This window comes from Streptomyces sp. NPDC024017 (genome assembly GCF_040638895.1).
Taxonomy (GTDB): domain Bacteria; phylum Actinomycetota; class Actinomycetes; order Streptomycetales; family Streptomycetaceae; genus Streptomyces.
On record NZ_JBEZYZ010000001.1, the window covers coordinates 839,805 to 862,392 of the forward strand.

Annotated in this window: 20 protein-coding genes, 2 tRNA genes and 1 pseudogene; 9 read left to right on the top strand and 14 right to left on the bottom strand. The window is 71.5% G+C overall.

The window, feature by feature from the left end:
* The first annotated feature begins 12 nt into the window (after window positions 1-12).
* Window positions 13-86 (top strand) — tRNA-Lys (locus AB0G20_RS03830).
* On the opposite strand, the pseudogene AB0G20_RS03835 reads toward AB0G20_RS03830, so the two are convergent.
* The 5 genes and pseudogenes from AB0G20_RS03835 to AB0G20_RS03855 all read right to left on the bottom strand — a co-directional run bounded on the left by AB0G20_RS03835 (window position 52) and on the right by AB0G20_RS03855 (window position 5,645).
* Window positions 52-1,749, bottom strand: a pseudogene (locus tag AB0G20_RS03835) (long-chain-fatty-acid--CoA ligase). The gene AB0G20_RS03830 and the pseudogene AB0G20_RS03835 sit on opposite strands and share 35 nt — an antisense overlap.
* A gap of 40 nt (window positions 1,750-1,789) precedes the next feature.
* The gene (locus AB0G20_RS03840; RefSeq protein WP_361295283.1) at window positions 1,790-2,284 is read right to left on the bottom strand and encodes a hypothetical protein; all 495 of its coding nucleotides are present in this window, start codon (window positions 2,282-2,284) and stop codon (window positions 1,790-1,792) included.
* Between the two features lie 99 nt (window positions 2,285-2,383).
* On the bottom strand, window positions 2,384-2,989 hold the full coding sequence (locus tag AB0G20_RS03845) for a lytic polysaccharide monooxygenase (protein WP_361295286.1): 606 nt from the start codon (window positions 2,987-2,989) through the stop codon (window positions 2,384-2,386).
* A 101-nt stretch (window positions 2,990-3,090) separates the two neighbouring features.
* Window positions 3,091-4,212, bottom strand: coding sequence for an SPFH domain-containing protein (locus tag AB0G20_RS03850; protein WP_361295289.1), 1,122 nt, complete (start codon window positions 4,210-4,212; stop codon window positions 3,091-3,093).
* Between the two features lie 119 nt (window positions 4,213-4,331).
* A complete protein-coding gene (locus AB0G20_RS03855; RefSeq protein ID WP_361295292.1) occupies window positions 4,332-5,645 on the bottom strand; it encodes a peptidoglycan-binding protein in 1,314 nt (437 codons plus the stop codon).
* A gap of 203 nt (window positions 5,646-5,848) precedes the next feature.
* Here AB0G20_RS03855 and AB0G20_RS03860 point away from each other — a divergent pair.
* The 4 genes from AB0G20_RS03860 (at window position 5,849) to AB0G20_RS03875 (ending at window position 11,018) form a co-directional block, all read left to right on the top strand.
* Window positions 5,849-5,922, top strand: a tRNA-Lys gene (locus AB0G20_RS03860).
* A 119-nt stretch (window positions 5,923-6,041) separates the two neighbouring features.
* Window positions 6,042-6,755, top strand: coding sequence for a FadR/GntR family transcriptional regulator (locus tag AB0G20_RS03865; protein ID WP_361295295.1), 714 nt, complete (start codon window positions 6,042-6,044; stop codon window positions 6,753-6,755).
* A 325-nt stretch (window positions 6,756-7,080) separates the two neighbouring features.
* Window positions 7,081-9,081 (top strand): glycosyltransferase family 2 protein, encoded by a 2,001-nt coding sequence (locus AB0G20_RS03870; protein WP_361295298.1) that lies wholly within the window; start codon window positions 7,081-7,083, stop codon window positions 9,079-9,081.
* Window positions 9,078-11,018, top strand: a complete 1,941-nt coding sequence (locus AB0G20_RS03875; protein WP_361295301.1) for a kelch motif-containing protein — start codon at window positions 9,078-9,080, stop codon at window positions 11,016-11,018. The genes AB0G20_RS03870 and AB0G20_RS03875 overlap by 4 nt, the downstream gene beginning before the upstream one ends.
* A gap of 60 nt (window positions 11,019-11,078) precedes the next feature.
* Here AB0G20_RS03875 and AB0G20_RS03880 read toward each other — a convergent pair whose 3' ends face one another.
* The 6 genes from AB0G20_RS03880 to AB0G20_RS03905 all read right to left on the bottom strand — a co-directional run bounded on the left by AB0G20_RS03880 (window position 11,079) and on the right by AB0G20_RS03905 (window position 15,866).
* Window positions 11,079-12,113 (bottom strand): glycoside hydrolase family 6 protein, encoded by a 1,035-nt coding sequence (locus AB0G20_RS03880; RefSeq protein ID WP_361295304.1) that lies wholly within the window; start codon window positions 12,111-12,113, stop codon window positions 11,079-11,081.
* 248 nt (window positions 12,114-12,361) lie between these two features.
* Complete coding sequence (locus tag AB0G20_RS03885; protein ID WP_361295307.1) at window positions 12,362-13,039, bottom strand: class F sortase; 678 nt, start codon at window positions 13,037-13,039, stop codon at window positions 12,362-12,364.
* A 2-nt stretch (window positions 13,040-13,041) separates the two neighbouring features.
* Window positions 13,042-13,728 carry a hypothetical protein gene (locus AB0G20_RS03890; protein ID WP_361295310.1) on the bottom strand — a complete coding sequence of 229 codons (687 nt, stop codon included), beginning with the start codon at window positions 13,726-13,728 and terminating at the stop codon, window positions 13,042-13,044.
* 120 nt (window positions 13,729-13,848) lie between these two features.
* Window positions 13,849-14,628 (bottom strand): HAD-IIA family hydrolase, encoded by a 780-nt coding sequence (locus AB0G20_RS03895; RefSeq protein WP_107455180.1) that lies wholly within the window; start codon window positions 14,626-14,628, stop codon window positions 13,849-13,851.
* 109 nt (window positions 14,629-14,737) lie between these two features.
* Window positions 14,738-15,532 carry an LPXTG cell wall anchor domain-containing protein gene (locus AB0G20_RS03900; protein ID WP_361295313.1) on the bottom strand — a complete coding sequence of 265 codons (795 nt, stop codon included), beginning with the start codon at window positions 15,530-15,532 and terminating at the stop codon, window positions 14,738-14,740.
* Between the two features lie 118 nt (window positions 15,533-15,650).
* On the bottom strand, window positions 15,651-15,866 hold the full coding sequence (locus AB0G20_RS03905; RefSeq protein ID WP_361295316.1) for a hypothetical protein: 216 nt from the start codon (window positions 15,864-15,866) through the stop codon (window positions 15,651-15,653).
* 120 nt (window positions 15,867-15,986) lie between these two features.
* Between AB0G20_RS03905 and AB0G20_RS03910 the strand changes: the two genes are divergently transcribed.
* A complete protein-coding gene (locus AB0G20_RS03910) occupies window positions 15,987-16,829 on the top strand; it encodes a TetR/AcrR family transcriptional regulator (protein WP_361295319.1) in 843 nt (280 codons plus the stop codon).
* 35 nt (window positions 16,830-16,864) lie between these two features.
* Here the strand turns inward: AB0G20_RS03910 and AB0G20_RS03915 are convergent, their stop codons facing one another.
* Window positions 16,865-18,052 carry an ROK family transcriptional regulator gene (locus AB0G20_RS03915; protein WP_361295821.1) on the bottom strand — a complete coding sequence of 396 codons (1,188 nt, stop codon included), beginning with the start codon at window positions 18,050-18,052 and terminating at the stop codon, window positions 16,865-16,867.
* A gap of 96 nt (window positions 18,053-18,148) precedes the next feature.
* Between AB0G20_RS03915 and AB0G20_RS03920 the strand changes: the two genes are divergently transcribed.
* From AB0G20_RS03920 to AB0G20_RS03930, 3 genes are all read left to right on the top strand, one after another.
* Entirely contained in the window at window positions 18,149-19,240 is a 1,092-nt protein-coding gene (locus tag AB0G20_RS03920) for a Gfo/Idh/MocA family oxidoreductase (RefSeq protein WP_361295321.1), read from the top strand.
* On the top strand, window positions 19,237-19,758 hold the full coding sequence (locus AB0G20_RS03925) for a heme-degrading domain-containing protein (protein WP_361295324.1): 522 nt from the start codon (window positions 19,237-19,239) through the stop codon (window positions 19,756-19,758). Before AB0G20_RS03920 ends, AB0G20_RS03925 begins: the two co-directional genes overlap by 4 nt.
* A gap of 102 nt (window positions 19,759-19,860) precedes the next feature.
* Window positions 19,861-20,727, top strand: coding sequence for an LLM class F420-dependent oxidoreductase (locus tag AB0G20_RS03930; RefSeq protein ID WP_361295327.1), 867 nt, complete (start codon window positions 19,861-19,863; stop codon window positions 20,725-20,727).
* A 98-nt stretch (window positions 20,728-20,825) separates the two neighbouring features.
* Here the strand turns inward: AB0G20_RS03930 and AB0G20_RS03935 are convergent, their stop codons facing one another.
* A complete protein-coding gene (locus tag AB0G20_RS03935; RefSeq protein WP_361295330.1) occupies window positions 20,826-21,683 on the bottom strand; it encodes a fumarylacetoacetate hydrolase family protein in 858 nt (285 codons plus the stop codon).
* A gap of 143 nt (window positions 21,684-21,826) precedes the next feature.
* Entirely contained in the window at window positions 21,827-22,537 is a 711-nt protein-coding gene (locus tag AB0G20_RS03940) for a YidC/Oxa1 family membrane protein insertase (protein WP_361295333.1), read from the bottom strand.
* Between the last annotated feature and the right edge of the window lie 51 nt (window positions 22,538-22,588).

Below are 22,588 nucleotides of genomic sequence, written 5' to 3' on the forward strand. Positions count from 1 at the left end.
GGCGAGAGTCATGCGCCGCTAGCTCAGTTGGTTAGAGCAGCTGACTCTTAATCAGCGGGTCCGGGGTTCGAGTCCCTGGCGGCGCACGGATGAGGGGCCTCTCGTGGGAGCGAGGGGCCCCTTCTCGTCGTAGGCCTACGGATCCAGCAGCCGGTACGCGCACTCCCCCGGCCCCCGCCACCACACCGGGTCCGCGCAGCGGCAGCCCTCTCTCCGTAACACCGCCCGGTGGATCTTGTTCGTCGCCGTCACCGGCATCCGCTCCACGACCCGCACGAACCGGGGCGCCATCTTCGTCCCGAGATCGGGCTGAGCGGCGAGGAACTTCGTGAAGCTCTCCGGATCGAACGAGCCGGCGATCGTCGCCATCACCTGGTCGCCCGTCACCGGGTCCGGCACCGCGTACACGCAGACCGCATCCGCCCCCTCGTAGCGGGCCAGGATGTTCTCGATCATCGCGGCGGCCAGGTTCTCGCCGTCGACGCGGAGGCGGTCGTCGGTGCGGCCGGCGAAGTAGAGGTAGCCGTCGGTGTCGCGGTAGAAGAGGTCTCCCGTCCAGTACCAGCCGCCCCCACTCTCGGCTTCGCTCGGGCGGGGGGACCCCCACCCGCGGCGTTCCGCCTCCGCCTCGGGATTGCGCCAGTAGCCCTCGAAGGGGCTGGGGCCCCGGTTGACCAGTTCGCCGATCGCCTCGTCCCCGTTGAGCAGCCGCCCCGCCCCGTCGAAGACGGCCGCCGGGCACTCCTCGCGGCTCTCCTGGTCGAGGACGACGAGCCCGGGTGCCGCCCGGCCGACGGCGCCCGGCGGTGTGCCCGGTGACCAGGAGACGGCCGCCCCGCCCTCCGACGAGCCGTAGCCCTCCACCAGCCGCACCCCGAAGCGCCGCTCGAAGGCCGCCGCGTCCACCGTGCCCGCCTCCGTGCCGAAACCCAGGCGCAGCGAGTTGTCCCGGTCGTCCGGGAGCGGCCCGGTCGCGAGGACGTACTGGATCGCCCGGCCCACGTACGTGAAGTACGTCGCCCCGTACCGGCGTACGTCCGGCAGGAACCCGGACGCCGAGAAGCGGCGGCGCAGCGCCACCGTCGCCCCGGTCACCAGCGCGGGTGCCCAGTCGGCGATCACCGCGTTGCCGTGGAACATCGGCATGCAGACGTAGTGGACGTCGTCCGCGGACAGGGCGAACTGGTCCGCCAGGGAGCGGCCCGCGGCTGCCAGGCGGCCCTGGGAGCAGAGCGCGGCCTTGGGGGCGCCCGTCGAGCCGGAGGTGAAGTAGAGCAGGAAGCGGTCGCGTGGGGTGGCGCGCGAGGGGTCCGGGCGGGCGTCCGCGTAGGGGGTGAGGAGCTCGGTGTATTCGGCCGCGTCCGTCACCAGCAGGCGTACGCCCGGCAGGTCCAGGTTCTTGAGCAGCGGCAGCTGGGACCTCTCGGTGACCAGGACACGGCACTCGGTGTGGAGGATGTCGCGGGCGAGTTCGGCGCCGCGGCGGGTGGGGTTGACCCCGGCGACCGCCGCCCCGGCCAGGGCCGCCGCGCCCAGCCACAGCGGGAACTCGGGGGTGTTGTCGAGCAGCACGCCGAGGTGGGGTTCGGCGGTCGGAGGCAGGAGGTCCGTGAGCAGCGCCGCCCGGGCCGCGGCGCCCGCCGCCACCTCGTGGTGCGTCAGGGTCCGGTCCTCGCAGCGCAGGCCGGGGCGGTGGTCGCCCCAGCGGGCGGCGATGAGTTCCGCGACCGTGCTCGCCCTGGAGTCCATGGGCGCGCACGTTAGTTGACGTACCGTCAGATGTGGAGGGTCACGGCGTCACGGACGTCTGGCTGTCGACGCTGAAGACGAAGTCGCTGTACGGGCCGAAGGTCTGGCTGTACGCGGCGACGAAGCCGGCGCAGAACACGACGACCACACCGAGGAACGCCAGGATGCCGATGGCGCTCACCGCCTGCTTCGCCCTGCTCGGTGCCTGGGCCGTGGCCACGACCTGCCGGCCGCCGGCGTAGTACACCGTGACGTAGTCACCCTCGACGGTCGTCGCGGGGCCGCCGTCCTCCTCGAAGCGGATGACCCGGCCGTCGTGTGCGATGAACTCGTAGACATGGTGGAGCGTGGTGCGGACCGATGTGCCGCCGTGGCCGCCGCCGACCGTGGTGAAGGTCCGCAGGCAGCGGCCCTCGGCCGTCAGGCCGCTGTTCCAGGCGCCCCGGATCTGCAGCCAGCGCCGCACGACCCGGTAGGCCATGAAGACGGCCAGGGCCATGATCAGGCCGGGCACGACGTAGAAGATCACATCCATCGCGCATCCCCCGAGGTCGATGCGCCGGTCCCGATCGGCCGGCGTGGGAGGAACCTACCCGCGCCGGCCGCACCGGTGACTCAAGGGAACCTCAGAGGTTCAGAAGGTCACGTCCGAGCAGGCGTAGAACGCGTTGGCGGTGTCGGCGATCGTCCATACGGCCACGATGACGTGACGGCCGCTCAGCCCGGACGGCAGCCTGCCGCTGTGGGAGAGCGTGGACGGCGGGCGCTGCCCGTTGTACGGCACCGTGAAGAACGGGGTGAGGTTGAGGTCGGACCGGGCGAGGTTGTGGTTCTGGTTCCAGCCCGGCTTGGTGATGTAGTACTTGAAGTCGGTCGTCGCGTGCATGGCGGTGAACTGCCAGCGGAACGTGTAGTTCTGGCCGCCCGTCACCTTGGTGGCGGGCCAGGCGCCGCCGGACGGTGTCCGCGGTGCGCTGAGCTGGCTGAAGTGGCCGAGGCCGGCGTTGCATATCTGCCCGTCGGCGGGGCCGGAGCCCGGGAAGCCCTTCGGGCCCTCGACGCTCTGCGGCTCCCACTGGATCGAGCCGCAGTTGGTCACGGTGCCGTTCTGGCAGAGCTTCTGCCGGCTGATGGGGAGGTCGGTGTAGCCGTGGCCGCTGGCGCCGCCGGAGGAGAGCACGAGGGCTCCGGTCGTGGCCAGTCCCACCGCGGCTGCGGACAACTTGGTCCTTGTGCGCATGCTGCCGCTCCTGGAGAACGTGGGGGATGTTCAATGAGCCGTGCATGTAGGTCTAGACCAAGTTCGAGATTATGGCCGCTAGTTGAACATGTCCATACCAATCACGGAGCTGTTTCCCCCCGGCCGGCGCAGAACGCCACCGTCAGGTCCTTCACCAGCACCTTCCGCTCGTAGTCGTCGAGTTCGACCAGCCCCCGCATGGTCAGCCGGGTCACCGTGTCCTCCACCGAGTCCACGACCGAGGTGAGCACGCTCGCCCGGTGCTGGGCGTCCAGCGCGGCGATCCGGCGGCGGTGCATCGCGGCCGCGACCTCGGGGGCGTACTCCACGCGCACCGGCTGCACGGAGAACACCTCCAGGCCGACCGGAGCCGCGTCCGCCGCCACCAGCCGGGTCAGCGCCTCGGCCGTCGCGTCCCCGGCTCCCTTCGGCCCGCCCGGCGTCTGCACCGGCACCCGGGCCAGAGCCGCCTCGACGCACTCGCGCAGATACGTCTCGTGGTCCTCGACCCCCAGCATGGCCCGGGCGGTGTCCCGCACCCGCCACACCACCAGCACGACGACCCGCAGCGCGACCCCGCCCCCGTCGGCCGCGGGCACGGGCTCGCTGCGCCAGTGCCGCAGCCGTACGTCCATCCGGCGGCGCAGCAGCAGCGGGTTGACCCACAGCAGGCCGGAGCGCCGGACGGTCCCCCGGTAGCGGCCGAACAGGTCCAGCACCCAGGCCCGCCCGGTGCGGCCCCGGGCCAGCCCGCCGAGCCCGAACAGCCCGAGCGCCCCGGCTCCCGCGTACGCCGCCCACTGTCCGGGACCGAGCCCGGCCCCGGCGTACGCGGGCAGCCGCAGTGCCTCCACCGCGAGCGGCGGCAGCACCCCGGCCCACCAGGAGGTGGCCACGCACCCGGCTGCTCCGCAGGCCCCGGCCAGTACGCCCGCGGCGCCGGGCAGGACCCGCGCGGGCCGCTCCACCAGGTCCGGATCGACCTGCGGAACCGGGCGCTTCGGGGTGACCGCGGGGCGCCTGAAGCGCGGCTGCTCCCCCGTGCCTTGCCTGCGGCCGACGACCGCCGGTCGCAACGGCACCGGCGCCGGGTCCGGGTCGTCGCGGAAGAGCAGGTGGACGGGGATCTCGGTGGTGGCCTCGTTCTGGATGAGCCGGGCGGGCCGGGCCGGTCCGTCGGCCGGTCCGTCGGGCTCGGACGTGTGGGAAGTGGTCGTACTCATGCGTGCCTCCAGCCTCCGCGCCAGATGCGTCACAACGGTGGTCCCGGGTGCAAGGCCCACAGGAGGGGCCCGACCGGGCATTCGAGGCCCACCCGAAGGGGGCCGGGGGGCCGGGGGCCCTACGAGAAGAGGCGCCGCCAGGTCTCCGGCCCCGGGTAGCCGTCCGCCGCGCCGCCCCGCCAGCCCTGGGTGCGCTGGAAGGCCTCGACGGCACGCCGGTCCGCCTCGCTCCAGCGCGGCCCCGGTCCCACCCGGTAGAACCTGCCGAACCCCTTCCGCACGAGCTGCCTGCCCAGCTGGGTGATGTAGGAATTGTCGGCGCCGGGCCGGAACATCGCCCGCCCCGGGTAGCCGGGGACGCCGTGGGAGGCGGGCGGCGGGCCGACCGCGCCGTTCTTCACGTCCTTGCCCTCACCGGTGACCAGCAGCTCCCAGGTGCGGGGGCCGGGCAGCCCGTCGGCGTCCGCGCCGGTCCAGCCCTGAGCCAGCTGGAAGGCCCGGGTCGCACGCCGGTCCGCGTCCGTCCAGCGCGGCCCCGGGCCCGACGCGTACGAGGCTCCGGCCCCGCGGGCGACGAGCATGCGGCCCAGCAGCGTGACGTACTTGTTGTTCGCGCCGGGGCCGAAATACGCCGCTCCCGGATACGGCGTGGCGGCCGGGGCGCCCGGCTGACCGCCGTCCTTCCCGGGGACCGGCTCCTCGGGGGTGACGCCCTTGTAGCGGTAGGGCACATAGCGGGTGGAGTTGTTCCAGTAGGCGTACGGGGTGGACGCCCGGCGGGTGTGCGGGCGGGTCTGTTCGTAGGCGGTGTAGTGGGTGTGCGCCTCGTCCGTCCAGCCGCCGAAAATGGTGACGTGCGAGCCGTTCTCGGGGTCGGACGCATTGTGGAAAAGCAGAATGTCGCCCGGTTGGAGTTCCTCCTTGGAAATCTTCTCCGCGTACTGGGCGAGGCTGCCCGTCCATTCGTTTCCGGGCAGCTGCCAGGCCATCGACACATAGCCGGAGCAGTCCTGCCGGTAACCGTCGGACCAGTAGGCGCTCATGCTGTACGGCACCTTCGCGGCGACCCAGGTCTTGGCCCGGTTGATGATCTCCGTGCGGGTGATGGCGGTGGGCTTGGGGGCGGCGGTGGGCTTCGCCGGACGGCCGCCGGGGCCGTGCAGCGGGGCCGTGACGCCCTGGGGGGTGTCAGGCTCTTCACCTGCGGGGATACCCGGACGGTGGGGTGCGTGCGGGGCGGCTGCGGCCGGTACGGCGTGGCCCGCGCCGAGTGCGGCGGAGGCCATGGCGGCCAGGGCGAGAGCGCGGTGCGCGGCCGGGTGGGCGCCGGCGCGGCCGGCCCAGGAATGCGGCAGGGCGCGGCGCCAGTGGACGCAGCCGGGGCAGTCGCAGTCGCTCGCGGGGTCGATTTCCTCGAATACCGGAGACTCCATGCGATTCCCCTCACACTTCCGGCGGAAAATACGGCGCCCGTGCATCGGAAGGCGCGCGTCGTCAGTTTCGCAACTGTCTTCCGCACGCGCATGCTGACGGTCCGAATGATGTACGCGGGCGCCTTCCGGGGGGGGGAGCGTCCGGGGCCGGGCGGGTGGTCGGGAGCACCTCGCGGCGTCCTGTAGAGTTACGACGTCAGCGCGCGCCGCTAGCTCAGTTGGTTAGAGCAGCTGACTCTTAATCAGCGGGTCCGGGGTTCGAGTCCCTGGCGGCGCACCGACCGGAAGGCCCTTCGCGGAAGCGAGGGGCCTTCCGTTTGTCCGTTCCCGTCCGCGTGATGGCTTTGTATGTCCTTGCGAGGTCCCCGTTCGGGCTTGGCCGGATACCCTCTCGCCATGGCAGCGCGTGACCTACAGGAGCGGATCAAGAAGCTCATCATCGACCGCCGGCTGGCCTCCGGGGCCCCGCTGCCGACCGAGCCCGAGCTGATGGAGTACCTCGGCGCGAGCCGGAACTCGGTGCGGGAGGCACTGAAGGCGCTCCAGGCGATGGGCATCGTGGAGATCCGGCACGGCTTCGGCACCTACGTCGGCCCGATGTCCCTGGCCCCGATGATCGAGGGCCTCGCCTTCCGCACGGTCGCCGGGCACTACCGGGGCGAGGATTCCCTGCTCCAGCTGCTGGAGCTGAGGGAGGCGGTGGAGACGGGCCTGGTGTCCCGGCTCGCCGGCCGGATGCCGGAAGCGGACCTCGTTGAACTGGACGCGCTCGTCGACCGTATGGAAGAGCAGGCCGCGCAGGGAGCCGGCCTCGCCGAGACCGACCGGGCCTTCCACGCCACCCTCTACCGGGGGCTGGACAACGTGTTGCTGTGCGAGGTCCTGGAGGCGTTCTGGGACGCCTTCCACCGGGTCCGCACGGACCTCGGGGGCGAGCCGCAGGACCCGAAGGTGACCTGCCGGCAGCACCGGGAGATCCTCGACGCGGTGCGGTCCGGCGACTCGATGCGGGCGGAGGAGGCCATAAGAGAGCACTTCGGCAACATCCGCGCCCGCCTGTCCACAACGGCTCCACAGGGTCCCCACACCCGCAACAATGAACGCGTATGACCGGTAACCACCGTGTTTCGCATCTTGCGATCATGATGGACGCCGTAGAACCCTGGTTTTCTGGTTTTACAAGATGCTGCGCGTTCGCGGCAGTTGGGGGGCTTTAGGGCCGGTTGCGGTTCGGGCGGGAGTAGGGGCCCCGTTCATGAACCGATGCCGAGGGGGGCATCATGCAACCGGAAGGTCGCGTTGCCGTGTCTATAGGGTGTGGATGACGTGGTGACTGCGATCCACCACTGATACGTCTGTGAAGGTCGAGGGGGACCTGCAGCAGACGGTAGGAAGCTACGAAACACGCGGATGTCCGCGTGTGGGGGGATGACTCATGACGTCGAGGCCCACGGGTGCCCGGCAGGACCACGACCCGTCCCAGACCACTCAGCTCAGGGTGCCGTCGCACCGGATGAGTACCACGGGGACGTTCCGGCGGATCAAGAAGACTCTGCCGAGGTACGACTACGAGCACTACAGCCGGCTCGCGGGTCCCCTCACCCAGCCGGATCCGAGCAAGCCGTACAAGGTGCAGTACCGCTCGCTCATCTCGCAGGAGCCGCACCGTATCCGCGTCGCCCTGATGCTGGCCGCGGCCCCGGTGCTGTCCCTGGTGCTGCTGTTCTGGCTGCTCCAGCCCGAGCACTGGACCGAGCGCGACTACCCGGCCTTCGACTGGCTGCCCACTCTCGACATGGTCATGCTCGTCTCGATCGGCCTGATCGAGTTCTTCCGCTGCATGAACGTGCTGTCGAACGCGCACGCCACGCTGGTCGCCCGCGACCCGATCCCGGTGGTGCCCGAGACCGGAACGAGAGTGGCCTTCCTCACCTCCTTCGTGCCCGGCAAGGAGCCGCTGGAGATGGTGACGAAGACCCTGGAGGCGGCCGTGAAGATCCGCCACCGGGGCCTGATGCACGTCTGGCTGCTCGACGAGGGCGACGACCCCGAGGTGAAGGCGGTCTGCGAGCGCCTGGGTGTGCACCACTTCTCCCGCAAGGGCGTCGCGAAGTGGAACCAGGCCAAGGGTCCGCACCGCGCCAAGACCAAGCACGGCAACTACAACGCCTGGCTCGAGGCGCACGGCGACAACTACGACTTCTTCGCCTCGGTCGACACCGACCACGTGCCGCTGCCCAACTACCTGGAGCGGATGCTCGGCTTCTTCCGCGACCCGGACGTCGGCTTCGTCATCGGCCCGCAGGTCTACGGCAACTACGACAACCCCATCACCAAGGCCGCCGAGTCGCAGCAGTTCCTCTTCCACGCGCTGATCCAGCGCGCCGGCAACCGCTACGGCTCCCCGATGTTCGTCGGCACGTCCAACGCGGTGCGCATCAAGGCGCTCAAGCAGATCGGCGGTCTGTACGACTCGATCACCGAGGACATGGCGACCGGCTTCGAGATGCACCGCCACAAGAACCCGGCGACGGGCCGCAAGTGGCGCTCGGTGTACACGCCGGACGTGCTCGCGGTCGGTGAGGGCCCCAGCGCCTGGACGGACTTCTTCACCCAGCAGATGCGCTGGTCGCGAGGGACGTACGAGACGATCATCGGGCAGTACTGGAAGGGCTGGTACTCGCTGCCGCCGAGCAAGCTCTTCAACTACACGATGATGATCATCTTCTATCCGATGTCGGCCCTGAACTGGATCCTGGCGGCGCTGAGCTGCTGCCTGTTCCTGGGCCTGGGCGCCTCGGGTGTGAACATCGACCCGGCGGTCTGGCTGATGCTCTACGGCAACGCCTCCGCCCTGCAGATCGGCCTGTACGTCTGGAACCGCCGGCACAACGTCTCGCCGCACGAGCCGGAGGGCTCCGGCGGTGTGGCCGGCATGGTGATGTCCGCGCTGTCGGCGCCGCTGTACGCGAAGGCGCTGATCGACTCCGTGCTGCGGCGCAAGAGCAAGTTCGTGGTCACGCCCAAGGGCGACTCGGCGAGCCCGGACCGCTGGTTCGGCACGTTCCGCTACCACTGGTACTTCATCCTGATCTTCGCGGCCTCGATCACCGCCGGCTTCGTCTTCGGCCACTCCCACCCCGCGATGATCATCTGGGCGACGTTCGCGCTGCTGATCACCGCCTCGCCGGTGTTCGCCTGGCGCTGGCAGCTGCGGCAGGACGCGAAGAAGCCCGGCGCCCATGCCGCGGGACAGCCGCAGGACCCTGCGGGTCCGAACCGGACGCAGCCGCTGCCCATCCCGCAGCAGCCGTCGGGGCACACCCCGCAGCAGAAGCCCACTTGGGCCGCAACCCCGGGCGCACACGGGGAGGTCGGGGGATCCGACCAGACCATGCAGATCGCCCTTGGTGGACTTGGGGGACGTAAGGAATGAACGACCGTGCAGGCCGCCGCCGGGCCCGTCGACTCGCGATCGGCACGGCGGTGGTACTCGCGCTGGCCGGGATGAACGGGCCGTGGCTCTACCGCTTCAGCACCGAGAAATACCACCAGTACCAAATCAACAAGCCGGAGTACAAAGCCGCGAACGGCAAGTGGGAGATCATCGATTTCCCCGAGGAGTACCGCCAGAACACCATCCACGCGGCGCTGCTGCGCACCGGCAAGGTGCTGCTCGTCGCGGGATCGGGCAACGACCAGGACAACTTCGACGCGAAGAAGTTCGACACCCGGATCTGGGACCCGGTCAAGGGCACCATCAAGAAGGTGCCCACACCGGCCGACCTGTTCTGCACCGGCCACACCCAGCTCGCCAACGGCAATCTGCTGATCGCGGGCGGCACCAAGCGCTACGAGAAGCTCCAGGGTGACGTCACCAAGGCCGGCGGCCTGATGATCGTCCACAACGAGAACCCGGACGCGCCGATCACCCTGCCCGCGGGCACCAAGTTCACCGGCAAGAAGAACGGCAAGACCTTCGTCTCCAAGGACCCGGTGCTCGTGCCGCGCGCCAAGAAGGTCTTCGACAAGGCGACCGGCAAGTTCCTGCGCAACGACCCCGGCCTCGGCCGGATCTACGTCGAGGCGCAGCAGCGGGGCAAGAAGTACGAGACGGGCACGCAGGACAACTACCGCGTGCACGGCCTGAAGGGCGCCGACGCCAAGAACACCTACGGCATCGCGCAGAAGCTCGCGCTCGACAAGAAGGACTTCCAGGGGATCCGGGACGCCTTCGAGTTCGACCCCGTGGCCGAGAAGTACATCAAGGTCGACCCGATGAAGGAGGCCCGCTGGTACCCGACGCTCACCACCCTGAGCGACGGGAAGATCCTCAGCGTCTCCGGCCTCGACGACATAGGCCAGCTGGTCCCGGGCAAGAACGAGATCTTCGACCCGAAGACCAAGAAGTGGACCTACACGGACAAGGTCCGGCAGTTCCCGACCTACCCGGCGCTGTTCCTCATGCAGAACGGCAAGGTCTTCTACTCGGGTTCCAACGCGGGCTACGGGCCGGACAACGTGGGCCGTGAGCCGGGCGTGTGGGACGTGGACACCAACAAGTTCTCGAAGGTCCCGGGCCTGAGCGACCCCACGCTGATGGAGACGTCCGGCACGGTGCTGCTGCCTCCGGCGCAGGACGAGAAGTACATGGTGGTCGGCGGTGGCGGCGTCGGCGAGTCCGAGAAGTCCAGCGAGAAGACCCGGATCGTCGACCTGAAGAAGGCGAACCCGAGGTTCGTGGACGGCCCGTCCCTGGACAAGGGCACGCGTTACCCGAACGCCTCGATCCTTCCCGACGACAGTGTGCTGATCTCGGGCGGCTCGGAGGACTACCGGGGCCGCGGCGACTCCAACATCTTCGAGGCGCGGCTCTACGACACGGAGAAGAACGAGCTCAAGCGCGTCGCCGATCCGCTCGTGGGCCGCAACTACCACTCCGGGTCGATCCTGCTGCCCGACGGACGTTTGATGTTCTTCGGCTCCGACTCGCTCTACGCCGACGCGGCCAACACCAAGCCGGGCGAGTTCGAGCAGCGCATCGAGATCTACACGCCGCCCTACCTGTACGGCGACGGGGACCGGCCCTCGCTCTCGGGCGGCCCGCAGACCATCGAACGCGGCGGCACGGGGACGTTCACCTCGTCGGACGCGGCGAAGGTCAAGAAGGTCCGGCTGATCCGGCCGAGCGCCGCCACACACGTCACCGACGTCGACCAGCGGTCGATCGCCCTGGACTTCAAGGCGTCCGGCGACCAGCTGACGGTGACCGTGCCGGAGAACCGGAACCTGGTCCAGGCGGGCTGGTACATGATGTTCGTGACCGACGCCCAGGGCACGCCGAGCAAGGCGCAGTGGGTCAAGGTGCCGTAGGAATCGGCTTGCAGGGGCGCTCTCCCGCGGGGAGGGCGCCCCTTTCGTTTGGCCGGTGCGTCAGCCGGTGGCCTTCGCCAGCTTCAGGGCGTAGTCCGCCCACCACTGGCCCGCCTTCGGCCCGCCCTTGCACTCGCCGTCCGACTCGCCCGGCCGCTTCACCCACAGGTAGGCGTCGACCAGCGGGTCCGCCGTCTTCGTCGTCGGGGTCTCGCCCAGGGAGCGGCCCGGCGGGTTGCACCAGCGCTCGTCGGGGTTGCCGGCGCCGTAGGGGCCCTTGCCGTTGCGGCTGGTGTCGATGACGAAGTGCTTGCCTCCGACCTTGGCGGAGAGCTGCTTGCCGTAGGCGATGGAGTCCTCGGTGGAGTAGAAGTTGGAGACGTTGACCGAGAAGCCGTCGGCCTGTGCGATGCCCGCGCGGTTCAGGGACTCGAAGATCTGGTCGGGGTTCTGCCAGCCGGCGTTGCCCGCGTCCAGGTAGACCTTCGTGTTCTTCAGGGACTTCAGCTTGGTGATCGCGCCCTTGAGGAGGTCGTAGCGCTCCTCGTGGAACTGCTCCGGGGTGCAGCCGTCGACCAGGTGCAGCAGGGCGTCCGGTTCCAGGACGACCGTGGCGGGCCGGTCGCCGATGCCCGCGGCGACGCCGTCGAGCCAGTCCCGGTAGGCGTTGCCGTCGGCGGCGCCGCCCTGCGAGTACTGGCCGCAGTCGCGGTGCGGGATGTTGTAGAGGACGAGCAGGGCCGTACGGCCGGCCTTGTCGGCGGCCTCGGTGAAGCCCTTGGTCTGCTCCTGCGGATCGTCCGGGCCGACCCACTCGGCGACCGGTTGCTCGGCGATCTTGCGGATCTGCTCGGCGTCCTGCTTCTTGCCGGCCTTCTCCAGGGCGGCGACCTCCCGGGCCGCGGTCCCGTCCGGATTGACCCAGAAAGGGGCCTTTTCCTTGGGCTGTTGGGTGATTCCGGCGCCCGCGTCGGGCTCGTCCGATCCGTCTCCTCCATCGGAGGAGGAACACCCCGTGATCAGCAGTGCCGCCCCCAGCACCACTGCGGACATCCGCCTTCCGGCGGACGCCCCTGCCCCCCTACTGCCGTACATCCAACTCCCCCTTGATGCACCGTTCCAAGTCTCAATCCTGACATACGTCCCGCGACACCCACGAGGCGAACCCCACCTGCGTGGATGACGCTGCGCCACCGTGTCGGGACTTGGCGTTATCCAACCTCTAGGCCAGGGCGGCCCTTTGGTTCTGGAGTCTTCCCCAGCGGTGCCCGGCCTTCGGCCAAAGATTCACCCGCCGTGTCGTCGGGTGGCCGCACCGGGCCGCACCTCACCGCGCCGGACCTCTAGAGCCCGGTTCCCGTCAGGTACGCCGAGACGACCACGTTCGCCGTGTAGCTGCGGGTCGTACGGTCGAAGCTGCCGCCGCAGGTGACCAGCCGCAGTTCGGCCCGCCCCGACTCGCGGGGTCCGTAGGCCTGGTGGGCGTCGAAGCGGTCTCGGGTGAGGACCTGGACGGACTCGACGGTGAACTCGGCGACCTTGGCGTCGGCCCGGATCACCCGGATCGTCTGACCCGGCCGCATGGCACTGACCTTGTAGAAGACGGCGGGCCGGGTGTCGGTGTCGACATGACCGACCATCAGCGCGGTGCCCGGCGCCCCGGGCGCGACCCCGCCGGCGTACCAGCCGACCACACCCGGCTGGTCGTACGGCGGCGGATCGAGCGCCCCGCGGGCGTCGAGGCCGCGCGCCACCACCGGGGCCTGGACGTCGAGCCCGGGGATGTCGAGGCGCTGCGGCAGAGCGTCGCCCAGCGGGCGGTGCTCGGGCGGCAGCTTGATGTCCGGGGGGCGTCCGGCCGCCGCCATGTCGCCCGTGGTGGGGGCGGATATGCCGTGCCGCATCTCGGTGACCTCGCGGCCCCACAGCCACAGTCCGAGCAGCAGCACGACCCAGGCCATGCCGGTCAGCAGGCGGCCGGTGCCCGAGAAGCGTCCCTGAACGTGATCGCGATCCTGCATGGTCAGTCCGTTCCGCGGCCCCGGCGGACACCGCGCACCGCGACGACCACCGCGGCCACTCCCGCGAGCACCAGGCCGGTCACGCCCTGCGCCGTACCGGGAGCGGCGCCGCGCTCCTCGGCGGCGACGAGATCGGCGGCACCGCCACCGCCCGCCTGGACGGGGGCGACGGGTGAGGCGGGTGCGCTGGGCAGGTGCGCTTCCCCGTCGACGCCGGGAGCGGACGGCTGTCCGCCCTTTTCGGGGGCGGGCGGCCGGCCACCGGCCCCGGGCACGGGAACGGGCGCGGCCCCGGGCACGGGATCGGACGCGGCCTCGGGCACGGGATCGGACGCGGCCCCGGACCGCCCCGCCGCGCCGTCCCGGACGGTGAGCGTGCCGGTCCGTAGCGTGGCACCGCAGGTGACCCGCACGGCGTACGAACCCGCCTCGAGTGTGGAGCGGACGCGGCTCTCGCCGGAGAGCTCGCGTGCGCCGGTGACGGTGAGCCGTGCGTCCGCGACGAACGCCGCCGAGGCGGCGAGTGCCGTTCGCTGCGCGCAGCCGGTCACGCGGAGCGTGACGTCACTGCCGGGGGCGGGGGTCGCCGGGGTCACCGAGACGCTCCCCGCGTCCGCCGCGTACGCCGCCGGGGCGAGGGCGGCGACGGCCAGGGCGCTCGTACAGACAGTGACTCTCAGGGAACCCATCGTGAACCTCCAGATGCCTGGAGCCTCCCCCGCACAGCGGGCCGCCGCATCCTCGGGGACACGGCGGCTGCTCCGTACGGGTGACGACGGGTTTGAGCCCCGTCTTCCGCCGCCCGGGGGTCAGACCCGGTCGACGAGGTCCGCGATCGAGTCCACGACCTGCGACGGCCGGTACGGGAAGTCCTCGACCTGTTCGGGCCGGGTCAGGCCGGTGAGCACCAGGAACGTCTGCATCCCGGCCTCCATGCCGGCCAGCACGTCGGTGTCCATCCGGTCGCCGATCATCGCGCTGCTCTCGGAGTGCGCCCCGATGGCGTTCAGCCCGGTCCGCATCATCAGCGGGTTCGGCTTGCCCGCGAAGTACGGCTTCTTGCCGGTCGCCTGGGTGATCAGCGCGGCCACCGCGCCGGTCGCCGGCAGCGGGCCCTCGGTGGAGGGGCCCGTCTCGTCGGGGTTGGTGCAGATGAACCGAGCGCCGCCGAGGATCAGCCGCACCGCCTTCGTCATGGCCTCGAAGGAGTACGTGCGGGTCTCGCCGAGGACGACGTAGTCCGGCTCGTGGTCGGTCAGGATGTAGCCGATGTCGTGCAGCGCGGTGGTCAGCCCGGCCTCGCCGATGACGTACGCCGAGCCGCCCGGCCGCTGGTCGTCCAGGAACTGGGCGGTGGCCAGGGCCGAGGTCCAGATGGACTCGATCGGCACCTCCAGGCCCATGCGGCGCAGCCGGGCGTGCAGGTCGCGCGGGGTGTACATCGAGTTGTTGGTGAGGACCAGGAAGGGCTTCCCGGACTCGCGCAGCTTCTTCAGGAAGGCGTCGGCGCCGGGGATCGGCACGCCCTCGTGGATGAGCACACCGTCCATGTCGGTGAGCCACGACTCGATGGGCTTGCGGTCTGCCATGTGCGGGATCTCCTGCCGTACGCGGTCCAGCGTGCGACCCAGCCTAGACAGTGGCGGGATCTTTGCGGAATGGCCCGTGTGCGGCGTCCCGACTGGCGGGACGGCCTGCTCAGCGGCGGCGGCGTGCGACGAGCAGCGCCCCACCGCCGGCGAGCAGCAGGACCGCGGCGGCCGCGGCGACCTGAGTGCCGGTACCGGTGCGGGCCAGTTCCTCCGCGAAGGGGAACCGGTCCTCGCGGGGCGGCACGGAGGCGTCGGAGTCGGGGCGGGGTTCCGTGCCCGTGTCGGGGTCGGCGTCGGTGCCGGTGCCGGAGTCGGTGTCGGTCCCCGCCCCGCCGTCGATGCCGAACCGGTAGTCGTTGGACTGCCCGACCCAGTCGCCGTCGTCGTCGTGCCGCTGCACCACGGCGGCGTTGACCGTGACGTCGTTGGGCACGGCGTCCGAGGTGAGCGTGAGCCGCACCTTCACGGTGACGGTCCTGCCCGGCCCGACGGTGAACCCGGCGAACCGGTCCTCCTCGTCGGTGAACGCCCCGACGAGTTCGTCCTCGCCGGTCTTCTCGAACCGCACGGGGTGGGCCTGTGCCCCCTCGAAGAACTCGAGGTGCGGCTGGGACGGCTCCAGGGCCCGCTTGTCGTCGACGAGCACGACGACGGGGTGGATCCCGGTGCAGGTCCGGTCGGTCGTGTTGGTCAGGTCGACGTACCAGGTCCCGAACCCGCCCCCGGCCGTGTAGGAGTCCGGCCCGCCGTGGATGCGGGTGGTGAGCGGGAAGGTGTGGTCGTCGGGCGCGGCACAGGCGGGCGCCGGGGCGTCCGCGTACGCCGGATGAGCGCCGGGAAGCAGGACGGCAGCCGCCGCTGCCGCCGCCAGGCAGAGATGAGCGGGCGTACAAGGTCGCATGATGATGTGACATTCCGAGCGGCGAGGAGCGCGAGACGTCGGCGAGGCGAGTCGGCCCCGAACGGCGGCGCGGATCCGCCCGGTCGGCGGACAGACCCCAGGGTCTGCCGGACAGGCCCTAGCGGCGCCCCAGGGCCTTCGCGCGCGTGTGGGCCCAGGCCGCCAAGGGGACGCCGACCGCGGTGAGAACCGCGTAGGTCAGCAGCAGCGGGACGAAGCCGCCGGGCAGTCCGCCCAGCAGACCCCGCTCGCCGTCGACGAGCAGCCGGACGAGCCCCTGGATGCACACCGCCAGCAGCAGCATGGCGAGAACCTGCAGGACGTCGTACTTCATGGTCTTCCTTTCCGCGAAGAGTGACGTTACGAACGTATCAATCAGTGGAAGCGTGTCGGCCGTACAGCGGAAGGAATTTCCGACTTACGTCACACTTTCTCAACGCGCTATCGTGAAGAGATGCGTGACGAAAAGATGCGGGCGTGCCCGGTGTGCGGCAGGTCCCTGGCCCGTCCGAGCCGTGGCCGTCCGCCCGTCTACTGCTCCCGGAGCTGTCAGGGCCGGGCCTACCGCCGGCGTCGGCAGCCGCTGCCCGGGCCGGGCACGCCGCCCGCGTCCCGGCCGACGGACGTCCGGGCGCGGCAGCGGCGCCGGATCGCCGAGGCGGTGTGGCGGATCGCGGCCGGGCAGGGCCTGGACGCCGCGAGCATGCGCAGGATCGCGGCGGAGGCCGGGGTGTCACTGCGGGTCGTGCAGTACCACTTCGATTCCAAGCACGCCCTCCTGGTCGACGCGCTGCGCCTGCTGCACGAGGAGAACGAGCGGCTGGCCCGGGCGCGCATCCCGTACGACATGACGGACCCGTGCGCGCTGCTGCGGGCGGTGCTGGACGAGTTCCTGCCGCTGGACGAGCAACGCGCCTTCGCGCTGCGCGTGTTCACGGCGTACTACGCGCGCAGCCTGACCGATCCCGTGCTCGCGGCGGTCTTCCTGACGGCCGAGCAGCCGCTGGAGGGGCTCGTCGCGGACATCATCGGGGCCGGCGAGGCGGCAGGGAGCACGGCTGCGGGCATCGACCGGGCGCACGAGGCCGACCTGCTGGTGTCGGGGGCCTTCGGGCTGGGCCTGGACGTCCTGCACGAACGCCGTTCCCTCGCGGGAGTACGGGCGGTGCTGGACTACCACCTGGCCAGGATCTTCCCCGCCGCGACCGCCGAGACCACCAAGGCTTCCAGGGCCGCCAGGGCCACTGCGCCCGGACCTCGACCCTCGCCGTCCGAGCACCCGCCGAGCGGCGACTGAGCCGCCCCCGCCCCCCCGACACCAGCAGGTCGGCCTCATCCACCCCCGCGCCCGAACACCGGCCCCAGCACCAGCTGCGCCGCCCCCACCGCCACGGCCCCGTCTCCCCCGGCCGCGACGCGCACCGGTACGGCGTCCTGGCCCGTTCGCCGGGCCCGGGCCTTCAGCACCGCGCCGACCCCGCCCGTGAAGGCCTCCGGCGCCGCCGCCACCGTGCGGCCGCCCAGCAGGACGATGTCGATGTCGAGCAGCCCCACGAGGTTCGCCGCCCCGGCCCCGAGCACCCGCGCCGCCTCCTCCAGATCGCCGCGCGCCACCGCTTCGAGGCACAGGGCCTCGATACAGCCGCGGTTCCCGCAGGTGCAGGGCGGGCCGTCGAGCTGGATCACCTGGTGGCCGAACTCCCCGGCCCCGGTCCTGGCCCCCCGGTGCACGCTGCCGCCGATGACCAGCCCGGCCCCGAGCCCCGTGCCGAGGTGCAGGTAGGCGAAGGAGCCGCCCTCACCCCCGGCGGCGAGGCCCAGCGCCGCCGCGTTGGTGTCCTTGTCGACCACGACCGCAACCCCGAGCCGCTCCGCCAGCGCCTCCCGCAGCGGGAAGCCGTCCCACTCGGGGAATCCGGTCACCCGGTGCAGCACACCCCGGGCATGATCGAGCGGCCCGGGCAGCGCGACGCCCGCCCCCAGCAGGGCCGGGCTCGCGGCCGGTCCCTGCCGGGAGGCCCGGTCCAGCCCGGCCGGTCCCTGCCGGGAGGCCCCCTCCAGCCCGGCCGGCAGTACCCCGGCCACGGCCTCCCGTACCGCTCCCAGGACGGCCTCCGCCCCGGCCCCGAGGTCCAGCGCGGCCCGCCGCTCCCCCACCACGGTTCCCCGCAGATCCACGAGCACGACCCGCACCTCGTCCCGGTCCAGATGGACCCCGACCGCGTGCCCGGCCTCCGGCACCAGCCGCAGCACCGTGCGCGGTTTGCCCCCGGTCGACGCCCGGCGTCCCGCCTCCGCCGCGAGCCCGTCCTCCCGCAGCCGGGCCGTGATCTTGCTGACGGCCTGCGGGGTGAGCCCGGTCCGCTCGGCGAGTTCGAGCCGGCTGATGCCCTCGTCCCCGGCCGTCCGCAGCAGGTCGAGGACCAGCGCGGCGTTGTGGCTGCGCAGGGCGAGCAGATTCGCCCCGCCGCCCCCTGCCCCGGCTGCCCCGGCTGTCCCCGCGCCGCCCGCCCCGCGCATGCCGCCCACTCCGCCCGTACGGTCGTCCGCCCTGTTCACGTCACCCATTGTCCCCGGCGCTTGCACTTTGGCAACAGCGTTGCGAAAGTGGGTGGCATGACTGGCACACCCCTCGGCACAGCCCCCGGCTCGCCCCTCCGCGTCGGCCTCGTCGGCTACGGCCTCGCCGGCTCCGTCTTCCACGCCCCGCTGATCGCCGCCACGGAGGGCCTCGCCCTCGACACGGTGGTCACCTCGAACCCGGAACGGCAGCAGCAGGCCCGTGCCGAGTTCCCGGACGTACGCCTCGCCGCCACGCCGGACGAGCTGTTCGAGCGGGCCGCCGAGCTGGACCTGATCGTCGTGGCGTCCCCGAACAAGACGCACGTGCCGCTCGCGACGGCCGCGCTGCGGGCCGGCCTGCCGGTCGTGGTCGACAAGCCCGTCGCGGGCACGGCCGCCGAGGCCCGCGAGCTGGCCGCCCTCGCCGAGGAGCGCGAACTGCTCCTCTCCGTCTTCCAGAACCGCCGCTGGGACAACGACTTCCTCACCCTGCGCAAGCTGCTGAACGAGGGCGAGTTGGGCGACGTGTGGCGGTTCGAGTCCCGCTTCGAGCGGTGGCGCCCGAAGCCGAAGGGCGGCTGGCGGGAGTCCGGCGACCCCGCAGAGATCGGAGGTCTGCTCTACGACCTCGGCAGTCATGTCGTGGACCAGGCCCTGGTCCTGTTCGGCCCGGCGGCCTCCGTGTACGCGGAGACGGACATCCGCCGCCCGGGCGCCGAGACGGACGACGACACGTTCATCGCCATCACGCACACCAACGGCGTCCGCTCCCACCTCTACGTCTCGGCGACCACCGCCCAACTCGGCCCCCGCTTCCGCGTCCTGGGCTCCACCGCCGGCTACGTCAAGTACGGCCTCGACCCGCAGGAGGCGGCGCTCCGGGAGGGCCTGCGCCCCGGCCCCGACTGGGGTGCGGAGCCCGAGTCGCTGTGGGGCCGTGTCGGCTCCGGCGAGTCCCCGGTGACCGGCGGCGGCCGACCCGAACCCACCCTCCCGGGCGACTACCCCGCTTACTATGCGGCCGTGGCGAAGGCGCTGCTGGAGGGCGCCCCGAACCCGGTGACCGCGCGGGAGGCGGCCGCCGCCCTGGACGTACTGGAGGCCGCTCGTCGTTCGGCCCTCGAGAAGGTGACGGTGACCCTGTGACCCACAAGAGCAACCCCTCGCACAGCCAGGGGCTCACCCCGAAGTTCCACCCGGAGCTCACCCCGAGCCTGGAGGAGCTGGAGAAGCAGGAACGCCAGCTGGTGTTCCGCCAGTTCACGTACGACGACGCCTGGGCGCTCGGCTCGCTCCTCGTCGAGCTGGCCCGGGAGCGGCAGGCCCCGGTCGCCATCGACATCCACCGCGCCGGCCAGCAGCTCTTCCACGCGGCGCTGCCCGGCTCCACCCCGGACAACGACGCCTGGATCGCCCGCAAGCGCCGAGTGGTCGAGCGCTACGGCTCCGCCTCCTACCTGGTCGGCGCCCGCTTCCGCGCCAAGGGCAGCACCTTCGAGGAGTCCTCGCGCCTCGACCCCGACACCTACGCGGCCCACGGCGGCTCCTTCCCGATCACCGTCGAGGGCGTGGGCGTGGTCGGCGCGGTGACTGTGTCCGGACTGCCGCAACTCCAGGACCACCGGCTCGTGGTCGAGGCGCTGGAGCGGTTCCTGGAGCGCTAGGTCCAGTGCCGGTCCGCGCCCGGAATTAGCGGGGACTCCCTCCGGTTGGCACCTGCGTACGCGTGATCAAGCACGGCGCCCCAACCGGAGGGAACCCCACCGATGAGCACCCCCCTGAAGGAGACCGTCGGCCGGTACGGCATCTGGAGCGTAGGTCTGCGCTCGGAGGACCGGGACCGGCGCGGCGAACTCGCCGAGGCCGCCGCCGAACTGGAGGAACTCGGCTTCGGCGCCGTCTGGCTGGGCGGCAACAGCTCCGCCGCCAACGCCGCCCCGCTGATCGAGGCGACCTCGGAGCTCACGGTCGGCACCAGCATCCAGAGCATCTGGCAGCACGAGCCGGACGCCGCCGCCACTGCGTTCGCGGAACTGGAGTCGGCCCATCCCGGGCGGTTCCTGCTGGGCCTCGGGGTGAGCCACGCCAAGCGGGTGGAGCAGTACGCCCGCCCGTACTCGGCCCTGGTCGAGCATCTCGACGGCTTGGACGCCGCCGGAGTGCCGTCGGACCGGCGCCTCCTGGCCGCCCTGGGGCCGAAGTCGCTGCGGCTGGCCCGCGACCGGGCGGCGGGCTCGATCCCGTACCTGGTCACCCCGGAGCACACGGCGCACGCCCGCGAGATCCTGGGCGAGGCCCCGCTGCTGGCCCCGGAGTTGGGCGTCGTCCCGGAGACGGACCCGGCCCGCGCCCGCGCCCTGGCCCGCGAGTTCCTGGAGATCTACCTCCCCCTGCCGAACTACACCAACAACTTCCTCCGGCACGGCTTCACCGAGGACGACCTGTTGGACGGCGGCAGCGACCGCCTGGTCGACGCCCTGTTCGCCTGGGGCGACGACACGGCGATCCGCACCAAGATCGACGCCTTCTTCGAGGCGGGCGCGGACCACGTCGCCCTCCAGGTCCTGACCGGCGAGCCCCGCGACGCCCTCCCGAGGAAGGCGTGGCGCGACCTGGCTTCCGCACTGGCGTGAGGTGAGCGCCCCAAGGGGCGCGGGGAACTGCGCGACCGGCCACGGACTGCCCGCAGCCGCAAACGGACCGCAGTTCCCCGGCCCTCCCAGCGGAGCGCCTACGCGTCCTTGAACTCCTGCCGCTGCCGTCCGAGCCCCTCGATCTCGAGCTCCACGACATCACCGGCCCGCAGGAACGGCTTCGGCTCGGGAGCTCCCAGGGCAACCCCCGCCGGTGTCCCCGTGTTGATGACGTCGCCGGGGTACAGCGTCATGAACTGACTGAGGTACCGCACGACCTCCCCCACCGGGAAGATCTGCTCGGCCGTGGTCCCGTCCTGTTTCATTTCCCCGTTGACCCAGAGCTTCAGGGACAGGGCCTGCGGATCGGGCACCTCGTCCGCCGTCACGAGCCACGGCCCCAGCGGGTTGAACGTCTCGCAGTTCTTCCCCTTGTCCCAGGTCCCGCCCCGCTCGATCTGGAACTCCCGCTCGGACACGTCATGCGCCACGGCGTACCCGGCGACATGCGCGAGCCCTTCCTCCGCGGACTCCAGATACCTGGCCGTACGCCCGATGACGACGGCCAGCTCGACCTCCCAGTCGGTCTTGAGGGACCGCCGCGGCACGAGGACCGTGTCGTCCGGCCCGACCACCGTGTCCGGCGCCTTCATGAAGACGACCGGCTCGGCGGGCGGCTCGGCGCCGGTCTCGCGCGCGTGGTCGTGGTAGTTCAGCCCGATGCAGACGATCTTGCCGATCCGCCCCAGCGGCGGGCCGACCCGCAGCCCGGTGGCGTCCAGTACGGGCAGATCACCGGCGTCGGCGGCGGCCCGGACCCGGCCGAGCGCCTCCTCGTCGGCGAGCAGCGCGCCGTCGATGTCAGCGACGACGCCCGACAGGTCCCGCAGGGTCCCTTCGGCGTCGAGCAGCGCGGGCCGCTCCGCCCCCGCCGTACCGACTCGCAGCAGCTTCATGATCAATCTCCCTCGATCGCGGGCGCCCGGCCGATGAGCGCGACCCGGATGCGGCGGGGCAGCCATCGGAGGACTGGTCGATCCTCCAAGCTGGGAGTGCACACCGCAATACCCCGTTCACGTACTGGACCCCGCCCGCCTGGTCACCGGTACAGCACGGCCCGCTCGACGGCACTCCACGTCGTACTGGTCACGACGTACAGCGCGGCGGCCAGCGGCACCACGGCCACGGTGACGAGCGTGAAGAACGACATGAACGGCATCACCTTGGTGACCGCCCCCAGCCCGGGCACCTGCTCCCCGGCACCGGCCAGGGCGGCCGGGTTCGCGGCCATCATGCGCTTGCTGAGCCGGTAGCTGAACGCGGCGACGCAGGCCACGACGACGAACAGCCCGGCGTACACGAGCCCCGCGCCACCGAGGAGACCGCCGTCGAGCGCGTCCGTCCACCGCTCCCCCAGCGGCGCCGCGAACAACTGGTGGCCGAGCAGCACGTTGGCCTCTCCGCCGATCGTGTCGCTGGAGAACAGGTGGTAGAGCAGGAAGAACGCGGGAATCTGCAGCATCCCCGGCAGGCAGCCGGCCAGCGGCGACACCTTCTCCTCGGCGTGCAGCTCCAGCACGGCCTTCTGGAGCTTCTCGGGGTTCTTCCCGTGCTTCTTCCGCAGCTCGGCGATCTTCGGCTGGAGCGCGGTCCGGGCCTTCTGTCCGCGCGCGGCGGCCCGGGACAAGGGGTGGACGAGGAGTCGTACGAGCGCGGTGAACAGGACGATCGCCGCGGCGGCCGCCGAGGCGCCGAACAACGGCTGGAGCAGGTCGGCAAGGTGCTCGACCAGGCTGGCGAAGACGGACATGGGTGAGCCCTCCGGGGGTCTCGTCGTGCCGGAACAGGTCATGGCGGCATG

Coding starts and splice junctions, on each gene's coding strand:
- AB0G20_RS03910 (WP_361295319.1), top strand. CDS start 15,987: ATGCGTGACGAAAAGATGCGGGCGTGCCCGGTGTGCGGCAGGTCCCTG.
- AB0G20_RS03840 (WP_361295283.1), bottom strand. CDS start 2,284: ATGGATGTGATCTTCTACGTCGTGCCCGGCCTGATCATGGCCCTGGCC.
- AB0G20_RS03920 (WP_361295321.1), top strand. CDS start 18,149: ATGACTGGCACACCCCTCGGCACAGCCCCCGGCTCGCCCCTCCGCGTC.
- AB0G20_RS03870 (WP_361295298.1), top strand. CDS start 7,081: ATGACGTCGAGGCCCACGGGTGCCCGGCAGGACCACGACCCGTCCCAG.
- AB0G20_RS03890 (WP_361295310.1), bottom strand. CDS start 13,728: ATGGGTTCCCTGAGAGTCACTGTCTGTACGAGCGCCCTGGCCGTCGCC.
- AB0G20_RS03940 (WP_361295333.1), bottom strand. CDS start 22,537: ATGTCCGTCTTCGCCAGCCTGGTCGAGCACCTTGCCGACCTGCTCCAG.
- AB0G20_RS03885 (WP_361295307.1), bottom strand. CDS start 13,039: ATGCAGGATCGCGATCACGTTCAGGGACGCTTCTCGGGCACCGGCCGC.
- AB0G20_RS03850 (WP_361295289.1), bottom strand. CDS start 4,212: ATGAGTACGACCACTTCCCACACGTCCGAGCCCGACGGACCGGCCGAC.
- AB0G20_RS03935 (WP_361295330.1), bottom strand. CDS start 21,683: ATGAAGCTGCTGCGAGTCGGTACGGCGGGGGCGGAGCGGCCCGCGCTG.
- AB0G20_RS03855 (WP_361295292.1), bottom strand. CDS start 5,645: ATGGAGTCTCCGGTATTCGAGGAAATCGACCCCGCGAGCGACTGCGAC.
- AB0G20_RS03845 (WP_361295286.1), bottom strand. CDS start 2,989: ATGCGCACAAGGACCAAGTTGTCCGCAGCCGCGGTGGGACTGGCCACG.
- AB0G20_RS03900 (WP_361295313.1), bottom strand. CDS start 15,532: ATGCGACCTTGTACGCCCGCTCATCTCTGCCTGGCGGCGGCAGCGGCG.
- AB0G20_RS03895 (WP_107455180.1), bottom strand. CDS start 14,628: ATGGCAGACCGCAAGCCCATCGAGTCGTGGCTCACCGACATGGACGGT.
- AB0G20_RS03915 (WP_361295821.1), bottom strand. CDS start 18,052: ATGCGCGGGGCGGGCGGCGCGGGGACAGCCGGGGCAGCCGGGGCAGGG.
- AB0G20_RS03865 (WP_361295295.1), top strand. CDS start 6,042: ATGGCAGCGCGTGACCTACAGGAGCGGATCAAGAAGCTCATCATCGAC.
- AB0G20_RS03880 (WP_361295304.1), bottom strand. CDS start 12,113: ATGTACGGCAGTAGGGGGGCAGGGGCGTCCGCCGGAAGGCGGATGTCC.
- AB0G20_RS03875 (WP_361295301.1), top strand. CDS start 9,078: ATGAACGACCGTGCAGGCCGCCGCCGGGCCCGTCGACTCGCGATCGGC.
- AB0G20_RS03905 (WP_361295316.1), bottom strand. CDS start 15,866: ATGAAGTACGACGTCCTGCAGGTTCTCGCCATGCTGCTGCTGGCGGTG.
- AB0G20_RS03930 (WP_361295327.1), top strand. CDS start 19,861: ATGAGCACCCCCCTGAAGGAGACCGTCGGCCGGTACGGCATCTGGAGC.